The sequence below is a fragment of the Acinetobacter ursingii DSM 16037 = CIP 107286 genome (assembly GCF_000368825.1).
GTDB lineage: Bacteria > Pseudomonadota > Gammaproteobacteria > Pseudomonadales > Moraxellaceae > Acinetobacter > Acinetobacter ursingii.
The window spans coordinates 728,792-743,045 of record NZ_KB849717.1; the positions used below are offsets into that span (position 1 = coordinate 728,792).

At 40.6% G+C, this 14,254-nt stretch carries 10 protein-coding genes; 7 read left to right on the forward strand and 3 right to left on the reverse strand.

Features of this window, described 5'->3' with window-relative positions; genetic code table 11:
• The coding region (locus F944_RS17300) for a beta strand repeat-containing protein (RefSeq protein WP_004990474.1) at positions 1-3,158 on the reverse strand (3,158 nt) is incomplete at its 3' end.
• Positions 3,097-4,983 carry an ESPR-type extended signal peptide-containing protein gene (locus tag F944_RS10975; protein ID WP_004990476.1) on the reverse strand — a complete coding sequence of 629 codons (1,887 nt, stop codon included), beginning with the start codon at positions 4,981-4,983 and terminating at the stop codon, positions 3,097-3,099. The genes F944_RS17300 and F944_RS10975, both read right to left, overlap by 62 nt.
• A 311-nt stretch (positions 4,984-5,294) precedes the next feature.
• On the opposite strand from F944_RS10975, the gene F944_RS10980 reads away from it, so the two are divergent.
• From F944_RS10980 to F944_RS11000, 5 genes are all read left to right on the forward strand, one after another.
• Positions 5,295-5,870, forward strand: coding sequence for a 5-formyltetrahydrofolate cyclo-ligase (locus tag F944_RS10980; RefSeq protein WP_010588663.1), 576 nt, complete (start codon positions 5,295-5,297; stop codon positions 5,868-5,870).
• A gap of 132 nt (positions 5,871-6,002) precedes the next feature.
• Positions 6,003-8,429 (forward strand): endopeptidase La, encoded by a 2,427-nt coding sequence (gene lon / locus F944_RS10985; protein ID WP_004990479.1) that lies wholly within the window; start codon positions 6,003-6,005, stop codon positions 8,427-8,429.
• Positions 8,430-8,750: 321 nt separating this feature from the next.
• Positions 8,751-9,230, forward strand: coding sequence for a 23S rRNA (pseudouridine(1915)-N(3))-methyltransferase RlmH (gene rlmH, locus F944_RS10990; RefSeq protein ID WP_004990481.1), 480 nt, complete (start codon positions 8,751-8,753; stop codon positions 9,228-9,230).
• Positions 9,231-9,311: 81 nt separating this feature from the next.
• Entirely contained in the window at positions 9,312-10,088 is a 777-nt protein-coding gene (locus F944_RS10995) for a dioxygenase family protein (protein ID WP_004990484.1), read from the forward strand.
• Between the two features lie 178 nt (positions 10,089-10,266).
• Positions 10,267-11,034 (forward strand): META and DUF4377 domain-containing protein, encoded by a 768-nt coding sequence (locus tag F944_RS11000; RefSeq protein ID WP_004990485.1) that lies wholly within the window; start codon positions 10,267-10,269, stop codon positions 11,032-11,034.
• Positions 11,035-11,108: 74 nt separating this feature from the next.
• Here F944_RS11000 and gdhA read toward each other — a convergent pair whose 3' ends face one another.
• Positions 11,109-12,512, reverse strand: a complete 1,404-nt coding sequence (gene gdhA, locus F944_RS11005) for an NADP-specific glutamate dehydrogenase (RefSeq protein ID WP_227613859.1) — start codon at positions 12,510-12,512, stop codon at positions 11,109-11,111.
• Positions 12,513-12,775: 263 nt separating this feature from the next.
• On the opposite strand from gdhA, the gene F944_RS11010 reads away from it, so the two are divergent.
• Both F944_RS11010 and nth read left to right on the forward strand, forming a co-directional pair.
• Positions 12,776-13,570 (forward strand): RnfABCDGE type electron transport complex subunit B, encoded by a 795-nt coding sequence (locus tag F944_RS11010; protein WP_004990488.1) that lies wholly within the window; start codon positions 12,776-12,778, stop codon positions 13,568-13,570.
• The gene (nth, locus tag F944_RS11015) at positions 13,571-14,251 is read left to right on the forward strand and encodes an endonuclease III (RefSeq protein ID WP_004990491.1); all 681 of its coding nucleotides are present in this window, start codon (positions 13,571-13,573) and stop codon (positions 14,249-14,251) included. It abuts the gene before it with no gap.
• Positions 14,252-14,254 lie beyond the last annotated feature (3 nt).

Below are 14,254 nucleotides of genomic sequence, written 5' to 3' on the forward strand. Positions count from 1 at the left end.
AAACCTGAATCAGTTAAACCTGTCTGGATCGTCTTTAATTGTTCTTCTGTCGCTGCACGACCTACGGTTGCAAAGTCCGAACTTGTCGTGGTTTTATTGGTTAAGCCTGTAATTTGACCGGTGTTGCCATTAATCGTAACAGGACTTCCTCCAGTCGCAGGCCCGACTTTAACCACAGGCTCCAGACCAAACGTAATTTGATTATTTCCAGTATTGGTCACTTTAATATTAGTATCAGTTGCACTGAAATCAACATTTTCACCTAAGGCAATCGTATCCTTAGCGGCTGTATTTCCATTTGAACTGACGGTAAAGCCTTTATCTATAATTCCTTTGATCTGACTACCATTTACAGCATCCATTGAAGTATCAGTGATTGCTCCAGCGCCAACATTGGTAATCTTATTGGTTCCCGCATTGATACCTGTCGCGCTGATACTTGGTGAATTTGGAATAGCCCCACCACTTGAATTAACAAACGTTAATCCCTTGCTATCAATCACTGTACCCGCGGCATTTACACTATTAAGTTTGATGTCTTTAGAAAGTTTGACCGTCAGTTTGTTGTTGGTGCTATCTGCAACGACACCAATATTATTATCGGTTAAATTTGTTGCGACAGATTCACCACCAACAATACTGAGCTGCTGACCCAATTTACGTTGAACATTTACACCCGCGTTATCCCCTGTGAAGGTAAGTGGTGTCGCAAGTTGATCTTCCGTAGCTGCCCGTCCAGTTGTGTAATTATTTGGATCAAAGGTTTTATTGGTTAAACCAGTAATGGTTCCATTTTTACCATTGACACTAATAGTGGCGCCTCCAGACTGCCCCCCAATATTCACCACTTCGGCCAGTTTTAGATCAACATTTGTACCTGAATGGCTGACTGTAATATTTTTATCACTATTGGAGAAATCTACTGTTGCGTCTGGCGCTACATTAGACTTGTTGGCTGTATCTTTATTGGTCGTGATGTTCCAACCTTTATTGGCTGTATCATTCACCAGCTTTAACTGCTCTTCTGTCGCTGCTCGTCCTTGCGTTGCAAATCCAGATACAGTTAAAGTTTTATTGGTTAACCCAGTTAAAGTTCCTGTTGACCCACTAAGCACGACATTATTGGCAGCATTCTTTAATGTAATGCTATTTGCATCGATCGTATTACTGCTCGCACCTGCTGTCATTACAGTATTGGTCGATGTACTCACATTGCTATTATTGGAAGCATCTTTTATTTCCACTTTTCCATCTGTTAATTTAGTAGTTCCAACCGTTAAACTACCCGCATTGGTTAAATTCACATCTTTCGCCAGTTTTAACTGCAAAGTATCGGAGCCATTGGCGACCACACCAATATTACCCTCGGTTAATGTACCACTTGCACCACCCGTAACTTTAAGCTGATCACCCAACTTACGATCAACTTTTGTACCACTATCACCAGCAAAGCTAAGTGGTTTTTGTACCTCTTCCTGTACTGCAAAGAGTTGACTACCGTTAACAGCATCAGTACTTGTAGCAGTCACACGACCAGCAGCAACATTGATAATTTGTCTTTCATTATCCTTTGTTCCAACACTGACAGTAGATAAACCTGCACCAGAACCTGCATAGTTATAATCCCGACCATTAATGGTGCTTTTCGTCGTTTGGTTATAATCACCTGATACCGAATTACTTCCTAAGGCTACAGCATTGGTATGATTATTATTAACCGTTGTATTACTACCTAATGCAATTGAATTTTCTGCATAAGCATTTGCATTTGTACCTGTAGCAATTGCATTTTTTGCATATGCGGTTGCTGTTTTTCCAATGGCAATTGCCTGTTGAGCTTGAGAAACAGCACCATTACCCAGTGCCACTGCATCACTTGCAGAAGCCCGAGCCTGATTACCAATTGCGGTACTATTTTCTGATGAAGCAGAAGCTCCAGTGCCTAAAGCCAGAGCATTGAGCGCAGAGGCATTTGCCGCTGTACCCATTGCATTTGCATCTTTTGCCTGAGCTTTTGCATTGTCACCTATTGCATTTGCACTTTGTCCCGATGATGATGCTTTATTCCCGATCGCTGTGGTATTTTCAGCGGATGAGGTGGCTTGTCTTCCGATAGAAATACCTTGTTCACCCTGAGTCAATGCTTCATTACCAATTGCAACGCCATTGTCCTGACTTACAATCGCCTTTCGACCAATTACGATCGCTTGGTCTGAATTTTGTACTTCTGCATCACTACCAATGGCAATAGCGTAATTTGTTGTACTGCTCGTCGCATCAGTCTGAACATTTTTACCGATCCCAATACTATCGATACCTTTGGTACTGACTAAAGTTCCTAAAGCGATATTGTTAATATCTGCCGTAGTATTTTCTTTACCGATAGCAATCGAACTTTCACCTTTCGCTCGAGTTCCACTATTACCAATTGCAATACCATTTAAAGCCTCAGTACGAACGTTTGAACCTAAGGCAATACTATTTTCTGCAACAGCCGTAGTCCCAGTACTTGGACCAATAGCCACTGAATTATTTGCAATCGCTTGGTCACTTAACTTATTCGCTCCATCAGTGCTATTGATGGACACATATTTGACTGTGGCATCTTTCGCAAGCGCTTTGACCTGTCCTAAATTAACGGCTTGATCATCATTGGTCGCTGTCGCAACATTGTTGATGGTTGTTCCTTTTCCGCCATTCGGACCTAGATTAATTTCATTCTGACTTGAGTTCGTGTAAGTGACATAATAATCAGTAGGTAAAGGTCCGCCACCGCCACCACTAGCAGCAATTGCCGCGACAATACTTCCGTAAGTTTTACCATTAATATCAATTTCACCAAATTTCCCATCGGTGGAACCTGTCAAACCCAATATAGAAGAAACGTCATTATGTAATTGAGTCAATTGGCTCACATTCACAGCGTCTGTTGGATTTCCCCCTGGCGCAACATTGGTAATTCTTCGAGTCGTTGTTCCGTTCCCAACCGAAACAACACTGTAACCAACCGTCGCAACATCTGGAATCGTATCAGAGACTAAATAGGCTTTCGTCGTCGAATTAGTACTAGCATCACTATTTATACCCAACGCAATGTTATTGGCAGCTGCTTGGGTATTGGCACCGAGTGCAATACCCTGTGCCCGTGACTTGAGCATTGTATCCCACAATGGTTGCATCGGTTCCCGAAGTGACTTTAGACGAGTTTCCAACTACAACAGACTGGCTAGAGCTTTTGGTTTCTGAGCCTAGTGTCACTGAACGTGTAATGGCTCCTCCATTTGTATTACTATTGCGTCCAATGGAAATATTATCATCGCCATTAATGCCACTTCCCGCTGCAATCCCTATGGCAATATTACTATCCGAACTAGAATTGTTATCTGGAGATAAATTAGAACCTGCGCCACTGCCAATGGCAATGTTTTGATTACCAACGACATTTTGTCCTGAATTTTTACCAATCGCGATATGTTCTACACGGTCAGTGGTTGAACCTTGTGATGATCCTACGCCTGCATTTTCACCAATGGCAATCCCAGAACTGGTGTCTGCAATTGCACCTTTACCAATTGCAATCGTATTGGAGCGAGAGGAAGAAGCCTGAGTGCCGATGGCTACCGCATTACTCGCTGACGCACTATTACGATCCCCAATTGCGATACTGGAACTACCATTTGCATTATTATTAGAACCTAAAGCGACACTCGAAGTCGCACTTGAACTATTCATTGAACCCAGAGCGACACTGGAATTTCCAGTTGCAAGATTCGAGGTTCCGAGTGCAAGACTGGCTTCTCCACCTGCCAGATTGGCACCACTACTCAGTAGTGCAATAAAAGCATTTCTTTGATCAGGTGTTACAGCAGTACCATTAATTTCGGTAATGGTATCTGGCGTTGAACCCGTCGCAGTCACAGGAATACCATCAATAGCAGTGAGTTGATTATTATTATTACTATCGTTAGTTAACACTGGCGTTCTAGGCTGACCAGTACTTGCACCAATGGCGGTACTGTATTTTCCTAAGGCAGCAGATTCTTTACCAATCGCGACGTTATTTTCCTGATAGGCAATCGATTTTTGACCAACGCTAATACTACCAAGACCATTGGCTTGCGATGTATTGCCAACCGCTATTGAATTATGACCATTTGCAGTTGCTAAAGGTCCAATTGCGGTAGAGTCCTCACCTAAAGCACTCGCATCAGCTTTGGTTGATTTTGTTCTAAAATACTGAATACCATCATAATTATTCCCAATCACCAGATTTTTAATCTGACCATAGTTGACCGCATCACTATCAGCAGTACCATTGGCAAGTCCAGTGATTTTCTTATTATTTAAATTGGCACCATTATTTAAGTTGGCATTGCCTGTTACCGTCAGTGCTCCACCAATGCTTGTATTACCTGTGGTGGTGAGCGTATTGAAATTCACATCATCCGCAGTTTTAACGGTATAAACGGTTTGTCCATTACTTCCAGTAGTTGAAGTTACATTAATATTTTTGCCTTGCACAACTTCCGTCTTTGCAGCTGTTACTTCTGCCTTGGAGGCTTTAGTAGCTAATCCTGTAGTTGCGTTATTTACTTGATTATTCAAGTTATTAAAATCATTTTGAGAGGCTTTTCCATTTACTGTTGTTGTCAGATTATCTAAATCAGTTTGCGAAGCTTTGCTGGCCAAACCTGTAGTTGTATTATTAACTTTACTATTCAAATCATTGAGAGAGGCGCCACTATCGGTAGTCACATCCGAACCAGTAATCGTGCCGGTAGCTGTTATTTTACCTGCGACATTTAAATCTTCATTGATATCCTGTGAATGAGCTGAAACTGTAATAATCGCAGCAGTTGCAACCGCTACACTTCCTGCTATTTTTTTTACAGTTTTCGATTTGCCTTTGGATTTAGCTAACTCAGAAACCGCAACCCAAGCTCCCAAAGAAGCGTTCCATATGACTCTGTATGCTTTGTTCATTATTTGTTACCGCCAGTAAAGTAAGTTATAGGATTTTTTGATTTTGGCTAAAGTCTACAACTAAAATAATGATAAGTACATCACACTAAAAATAATAAACTTGATTCAAATCAAATATATTGTTAAGTTTTTATTTTTAATCCCTATATATAATTTAATATAATTAATAGGAAGTGTGGATTTTCTATTAAATTTTGTATTTAGACTTAATTTATTAGGTTAATTAAATTATTTTTTTGATAAAATTCATGTGAGATATTCTTTTAATTTTGTGTGTTTATTTGTTAGAGAGTTGGCATTTTGTAAAAAATATGAAAAATCTTCGTAAAACTTTAGCTCGGAAGCGCAAACAGCTAAACAAATTTCAACAAAAGAACTCAGCTTCGGCGGCATTATTCTTTTTTAGAAAATTTTTAATAATGACTCGTCATCAAAAAATCGGTCTTTACCTACATGCTTTTGGCGAAGTTCACACCCAACTTTTAATTGAAGAGTGTTATAAATTAAAAAAACAAGTTTATTTACCCATGATCTGTAATATGAATAATAAATTGGTCTGGGTAAAAGTGAGTCGCAATCAATATCATAATCAGCGTTTTTCTCATCATCCTTTAGGCATGAAAGAACCCATGGCAAGTCGTGGTTATTCTGTGTCTCATCTTGATTTATTGGTGATGCCTTTAGTGGCCTGTGATCATCATGGAACCCGAATGGGAATGGGCGGTGGTTTTTATGACCGCACATTGGCAATAGCCCCACATCAACCATTCCGTTTAGGTTTGGCTCACACGTTCCAATTGCTTGATCAAACCTTGCCCCGTCAAGCATGGGATCAGCCGTTGGATGCACTCCTCACACCTCATGGTATCTATCGTTTTAAGCGTTAAACCTTTCAGTATACTAATTCCGACTGATTTGCTTATTTTTTTGCATTTTCTATATGAATGCCCTTGTAATTTTTAAAATACACATCACTATAAAAAACATGGCAACATCGTTGTCACTCATTAGGAGTGCCCATGTCTGAAAATATTATGAATGTAGAAACCTTAGAGCCTCAGGTTCCAAGTGTATTACCGCTTTTAGCGTTGCGTGATGTTGTGGTTTATCCACACATGCAAATTGCGCTATTCGTGGGTCGTGAAAAATCGATCAATGCAGTGGATGTGGCTCGTAACAGTGACAATTTAGTATTTGTAGTTGCACAAAAAGATTCTCTTACTGAAGAAATTGATCACGACAACCTTTATCAATACGGTACTGTCGCGAAGATTGTGCAAGTTGTGAATCACGAAAATGATGAAAACTGTATTAAGGTCTTAATCGAAGGTCTTTACCGTTCAAAATTAACCAAAATTATTGATGAAGATAGCCATCTAACGGCCGAACATCAATTAAGTCCGATGACGGTTAATATGGACAAACAAGATCAGGAAACTCGTTTGCAGGAGTTACGTACTTTATTTGCTCAATACGCAGAAGCAAAATTACGTAATGCCCGTGAACTGGTGACGGCTGCAAATAAAATCGACGACTTATTACAACTCATGTTTTTTGTCGCGACTCGTGTGCCTTTAAATATCGATGTAAAACAGAAATTTCTGGAACATGATGAGTTTGAAGCACATTTGCAAGAGCTAACAACCTATTTAACTCAACAATCTGCTGAACAACAAATCGAGCAAACCTTACATGACAATGTAAAACGCCAAATGGAAAAAAATCAGCGCGAATACTTTCTCAATGAAAAAATGAAAGTGATTCAGCGTGAGCTTTCCGATATGAATGGCGGTGCTGAAGATGACGTTGCTGAAATTGAAAAACGTCTGGTTGAAGCAGATTTACCTGAGCATGTTCGTAAAAAAGCCGAAGCGGAGTTTCGCAAGTTAAAAGCAATGCAACCTGCTTCGAGCGAAGCGGCTGTGGTGCGTAATTATCTTGAAGTGATTCTGGATACCCCATGGAATACTGCTAGCAAAGTCAGTATTAACCTGAAAAAAGCACAGGAAATACTGGATACAGATCATTATGGTTTAGATGATGTCAAAGATCGTATTGTGGAATATCTTGCTGTGCAATCGCGTGTGAAAAAACTTCGTGGTCCAATTTTGTGTTTAGTTGGTCCTCCAGGTGTAGGTAAAACCTCACTGGGCGAGTCTATCGCAAAAGCTACAGGTCGCGAGTTTGTGCGTATGGCCTTGGGTGGTGTGCGTGACGAAGCTGAGATTCGTGGTCACCGTCGTACTTATATTGGTGCGATGCCGGGTAAAATTGTGCAGTCATTGACTAAAGTCGGCGTGAAGAATCCATTATTCTTGCTCGACGAAATTGATAAGATGGCACAGGATTATCGTGGTGATCCTGCTTCTGCCCTGCTCGAAGTTCTGGATCCATCACAAAACAGCAAGTTTAACGATCACTATCTTGATCTTGATTTGGACTTATCAGAAGTGATGTTTATCTGTACAGCTAACAGCATGAATATTCCAGAAGCGCTGCTGGATCGTATGGAAGTCATTCGCTTACCGGGTTATACCGAAGAAGAGAAAGTCAATATTGCTGAACGTTACCTCGTTCCAAAAGCAATTAAAGACAATGGCTTACGTAGCAGCGAATTGACCGTTCATGAAGAAGCAATTCGAGACATCGTTCGTCGCTACACACGTGAAGCGGGTGTGCGTAGTTTAGAGCGTGAAGTTTCTAAAATTGCACGTAAAGTGGTGAAAGAAGCGGTGAGCAAGAAGTCGAAAAACTTGCACATCGATGTCACTGGTGAAAATCTGCCAGATTACTTAGGTGCGCATAAATTTGACTACGGCATGGCTGAAGATGAAGCTCAAGTCGGTCGCGTCAATGGTTTGGCATGGACTTCGGTCGGTGGCGAGTTATTGACCATTGAAGTGGCAGCAGTTAAAGGTAAAGGTAAATTCATTACTACAGGTTCGCTTGGTGATGTAATGAAAGAATCGATTACCGCTGCGATGACCGTGGTTCGTACCCGTGCAGATGAACTGGGAATCGAAGCTTCACGCTTTGAAGAAACTGATGTTCATGTTCACTTACCAGAAGGAGCAACACCAAAAGATGGTCCATCTGCTGGTTTAGCCCTAACGACTGCACTGGTTTCAGCATTTACGGGAATTCCAATCCGCGCTGATATTGCTATGACAGGTGAAACCTCTTTACGTGGTAATGCACTGCGTATTGGTGGCTTGAAAGAAAAACTTTTGGCAGCACACCGTGGTGGTATCAAACTGGTGTTTATCCCGCAAGATAATGTCCGTGATCTGGCTGAAATTCCAGATAATGTCAAAGAAGGTCTGGAAATTAAAGCCGTGAAAAGCATCGATGAGATTTTGCCGCTGGCTTTAACTGAACAACCTAAACCATTGGCAAAAACGCCGATCGTAAAACCAGTTGAAGAGTCAAAAGCTGCACGTCATTAATCTCATACTATGTCAATCAAAAAGAGAGCTCAGGCTCTCTTTTTTACATTTATTAGGTTGAAAATTGATCAATTAACCCCATAATAAAAGTAACAATTCATCATTTTCACTTGTTGAATTTAGTCTGGTCATCTGATTCTCCAGACAGATGACCTTTTAACCGCAGCCCCTTCACGCTTTTTGTGGGCTGCGTTTTTTTAATGTACTTAGTTTTTTTGTCTAAGGCTTAATCATTCAAATAGATACAATCACAATCGACATGAAGCCCGCTAAGATCCTCGTTATACTTAGATTTGTTCGCATTGTGCATCGAGCCATATTATGAAAATTCGCATCCTCACGATTGGTCAGAAAATGCCAGCTTGGGTACTCACGGGTTTTGAAGATTATTTCAAACGTATCCAACCTTTTGTGCAGACTCAAGTGATTGAGCTCCCAATGGCGAAACGTGGAAAAAATGATTCAGAAGCCGATATTTTAAAATATTGCCAAATTGAAGGTGAAAGTATTCTGAATTCACTCAAACCGAATGAAACTCTAATTGCACTGGAAGTTGGCGGACGGGAGCTAAGCACAGAAAAACTTGCAGAGACGATGAAGTCATGGATGCTGGAAGGCAATGATGTAGCTTTAGCCATTGGTGGTCCAGATGGATTATCTGATCAAGTCCGTCAAGCTGCTGCTTGGCATTGGTCTTTATCTAAACTCACCATGCCACACCCTTTGGTTCGGATTTTATTGATTGAGCAATTGTATCGAGCCATGAGCATCAACCACAATCATCCTTATCATCGCGCTTGATGCATCGTTTGAGACAAAATTATCAAACTAAAACGTTATATGTTTGGCAAGATAAATTGATATTTGTATGAGGTAAACAGCATGAATTTACAAACACTCCCCGGGCTATTTATCTCTCATGGTTCACCTATGCTTGCACTGGATCCTGAACAAGTCGGGCCAGCTTTACACCGTTTGAGTTTTAATTTACCTAAACCTCAGGCGATTATCATCATGTCTGCACACTGGGAAAGTCAGTCTCTGGAAATCAGTACTTCAACGCGTCCACAAACATGGCATGATTTTCGTGGCTTTCCCAAAGAACTCTATCAAATTCACTATCCCGCGCCAGGTCAACCAGAACTGGCTGAAGAAATCTTGAAATTACTGGCAGAACAGCATATTCCTGCTCATGCCAATAGTACTCGACCACGTGATCATGGAGTCTGGATGCCGTTATTGCATATGTATCCAGATGCAGATATTGCTGTGATTGAAATTTCATTGCCGATGAACATGAATGCAGATGAAATTTATCAAATTGGCAAAGTCCTTGCTCCGTTACGCGAACGCCAAATTCTCTTAATTGGTTCAGGCAGCATCACCCATAATTTGGCAGAATTATCATGGGATGGAAATGCTCAACATGTTCCCGAATGGGCTTCCTCTTTTCGTAATTATGTGGTCAATAAACTGACTCATCAAGATTATGATGCTGTGCTGAATTGGCCAGATATTCCATATGTTGAACGTAACCATCCCACTCTGGAACATTTTGCTCCATTATTTTTTGCGATGGGAACAGGCAATCGTTTTTCAATCGTTCATAGTAGTTTTTCTATGGGTGCGCTAGGCATGGATATTTATCGGTTTGACTAACTTTGACGAATAGAACTCAGTCCTCTTTCTTAAATCTTGATGAATTTGACAGGATACTTGGTGTAGTCATTGTTGCAAAATAGATACAATCTGAAACTGAAAGCCTTCATTGTCCTTATTTTATTTCCCCAATAATCCATTAACATACAATCTGTTAAAGTAAATATTGTACACTTGCATGAAAATCAAATACTTAATCCTTGCTCTTTTACCTTTTTCAATTGTGGCATGCCAATCTGTACATCAGAACTCTGCTCCTGTCACTGTGAATGCAGAAAAACAAATGAACGCAAATAAAATTTTGAGTGCTTATACTTGGAGCTATCAGCCTGAAGATACGCCTCGCCCAATTCAGTTAAATTTCTCAGAAAATCGTCTGAATATTATTACAGGCTGTAATAATCAAGGTGGCTCTTGGAAAGTCGAAAATCACCAATTGATCACGTCCTCGCTTGTTTCAACCATGAAAGCCTGTGAACCTGCACTGATGAAGAATGAGCAATTCTCAAGCAACTTATTTAACGATCAACAGAATAAATTTGAACTCAATACTGCATCGGTTGAACAGCCACGCTTAACCATTATTGCATCGAATGGTCAGAAATATGAGTTTGAAGGCAGCATGACGCCTGAGACTAAATATCAATCTCAAGGTGAAATTATTTTCTTGGAAATTTCTCCAGAAACCAAACAATGTACTGGCGTAGGCCCACAAACCTGCTTACAGGTTCGTGAAATTAAATACGACAATAAAGGCATTAAAACTCAAGTCGATAAAGACTGGACTTTATTTTATGATCAGATCGAAGGCTACCAGCACCGTGATGATCAACGTGTGATTATTCGTGTTAAACGTTACGAACGCAAAAACCCTGCGGCTGATCAGTCAAAATATGCTTATGTGCATGATATGACAGTGGAACAAGAAATCGTAAAGAAACCATAAATCCTTAACGGATTCAAAAAATCCGATGCACTTCACTTTGCATCGGATTTTTCATTTAAAATATATGGATCATTTTAAAAGACACCTTGTGCCAGCATGGCATCCGCCACTTTTACAAAACCTGCAATGTTGGCGCCATCCACATAATTCACTGAACCATCTTCTCTGGTTCCATACTTGACACAGTTGGCATGAATATCTTTCATGATCAGATGTAAACGCTCATCAACTTCAGCATGTGACCACGATAAACGAATCGCATTTTGCGACATCTCTAAGCCTGAGGTTGCAACGCCACCCGCATTTGAGGCCTTACCCGGGGCATATAAAATTTTAGCTTGGATAAATTTTTCCACAGCTCCCAGTGTTGAAGGCATATTTGCGCCTTCTGCCACACAGATAACCCCATTTTGAATGAGAGTCACGGCATCCTCAGCATTTAATTCATTTTGAGTGGCACATGGCAAAGCAATATCGACTGGAATATGCCACGGTGTTTTTCCTTCAAAATATTCAAAACCATGTTTAGACGCGAACTCAGAAATACGACCACGCTTTATATTTTTGAGTTGCATGACTTCAGCAAGTAACTCATCATTAAAGCCATTTTTTAGATAAACTGTGCCGTTAGAATCAGACAACGTCACTACTTTTGCCCCTAAGAACATGGCTTTTTCGGCAGCGAACTGCGCAACATTACCAGATCCTGAAATCGCAACCGTTTTACCCTGAAAATGTGTGCCCTGAGTTTTTAACATTTCTTCTGCAAAATAGACCGTGCCATAACCTGTTGCTTCAGGACGCATCAAACTTCCGCCAAAAGAAACACCTTTGCCTGTAAATACAGATGAGGTGTTATTACTCAGCTTTTTCATCATGCCTGCCATATAGCCGACTTCACGGCCACCTACCCCAATATCACCCGCAGGGATATCGGTATCTGACCCCAAATGACGATAAAGCTCAATCATGAGTGCCTGACAAAAACGCATAATTTCACCTTCAGATTTTCCTTTAGGATCAAAATCTGAACCGCCTTTGCCGCCTCCCATTGGAAGTGTGGTTAATGCATTTTTGAATGTCTGCTCAAAACCCAAAAATTTTAAGATAGATAAATTCACCGAAGGATGAAAACGCATACCGCCTTTAAAAGGCCCAATCGCAGAATTATATTGCACACGAAAAGCACGGTTAACTTGCGTTTGTCCCTGATCATCCATCCAAGCTACACGAAACTGGATGGCACGTTCAGGCTCAATTAAACGTTCTAACAAAGCATAATTTGCATATTCTGGATTTTTTTCAATAAATGGCCACACACTCATCATGACTTCTTCTACAGCTTGCAAGAATTCTGGTTGGTGTGGATCCCGTACTTTTACGGCGTTCAGGAAGTCGTTAAGGCTAGTATATTTCAACGCTTCATCCTCAGTAATAAATGATTCAATATTGTGCAAATTTCTCAAAAGATGATAAATTTTAGAGCAACTGATTAAATAATGTTTATAAAATAATCTCAATCTTTATTTTATAAATTATTAAAATATTTTAATTCAAAGCATTATGGTTGGAATTAAACTTTAAGCCAGATCAATCCAAAATAAATTTGAATTATTTTAGTGCATTTATGGCACTAAAATAGATCAATATACTCACCCATATTTCATGCTAAAATATTGCGCTGGTTTGTACGCCACATTTACTGCGTCTATTTTATCTTTTTCTTTAGTTTGCCAAATCCATGAATGCTGCTATTACGCTAATCCGCGAAGTCGATGCCCTTTTGCCCCAAACCCAGTGTGGTTTATGCGGACATCGTGATGGATGTTTACCTTATGCAAAGTCCATTGTAGAAGGTGAAGATGCCAATAAATGTATTCCAGGCGGACAGCCTGTCGCAGATGCGCTTGCGATGCGACTAAAACGCCCTCGATTGCAAGCAGAAGCCAGTGTCTGGCCCATTCAGGCAGACGGACGTCCGCAACGCATGAAAGCGATTATTCGTGAAGATGAATGTATCGGCTGCACCAAATGTATTAATGCCTGCCCTGTAGATGCGATCATTGGCAGTGGAAAACTCATGCATAGTGTCCTCAGTGACTTATGTACAGGTTGCGAACTCTGTATTCCACCGTGCCCAGTTGATTGTATCGATCTGGTTGAAGATACTCAGCCCTTATTAACAGATATCCAGAGACAACAAGAGCAAAACGATCTACGACAACGATACTATGCACATATTCAACGCGAAGAGCACCAACGTTTAACCCGTAAAGGACCTATTGTTCGTGCTGAAATTGATACTGAACTTTTTGCTCAGTTTTCCAGTGCTGTTGAAGAAGTACCTGTGATTAAATTAATTGAAGATCAGGCAAAAATACCCACTACATTAGATGCCAAAACCACGATCGAACTGGCAAAACTACGCACTCAAATCAAAAAGCTGGAAAAACAACTCAGTGTCCGCCCAGATCCAGTAAAACAGCAGCAATTGGATCAATTGCAACAACGCTTAGATGAAATTCAGGAGCTTTAAATGCCAGTGAAGAACATGACAAAAAAGCAGATTCAAACTTTTTTTGAGCGTCTACGTGAGCAACGACCACATCCGCAAACGGAGCTAAACTATTCTTCCCCTTTTGAATTGCTCATCGCAGTGATGCTCTCGGCGCAAGCGACAGATGTTAGTGTTAATAAAGCCACCGATAAACTCTATCCTGTTGCCAATACCCCTGCACAAATTTATGCATTAGGGATTGATGGGCTGAAGCACTATATTAAAACCATTGGTTTATATAATGCCAAAGCTGAAAATGTGATTAAGACCTGTCAAATTTTACTAGAAAAACATCAAGGCGAAGTTCCTCAAACACGAGCTGAATTAGAAGCACTACCTGGTGTTGGACGTAAAACCGCAAATGTCGTCTTAAATACAGCTTTTGGTCAGCCTACAATGGCAGTTGATACCCACATCTTTCGCGTTGGCAATCGCACTGGTTTGGCCATTGGAAAAAATGTACTTGAAGTAGAGCATCGATTGATTAAGGTGATTCCTAAAGAATTTATAGTCGATGCGCATCATTGGTTAATCTTACACGGTCGTTATTGCTGTATAGCTCGTAAGCCTAAATGTAATGAGTGTGTGGTGTCAGATGTCTGCAACTGGCCTGAGCGGTTTGAATTTGGTGCCGCTAAAAACAGTGCTATGAAGTCATAAGAC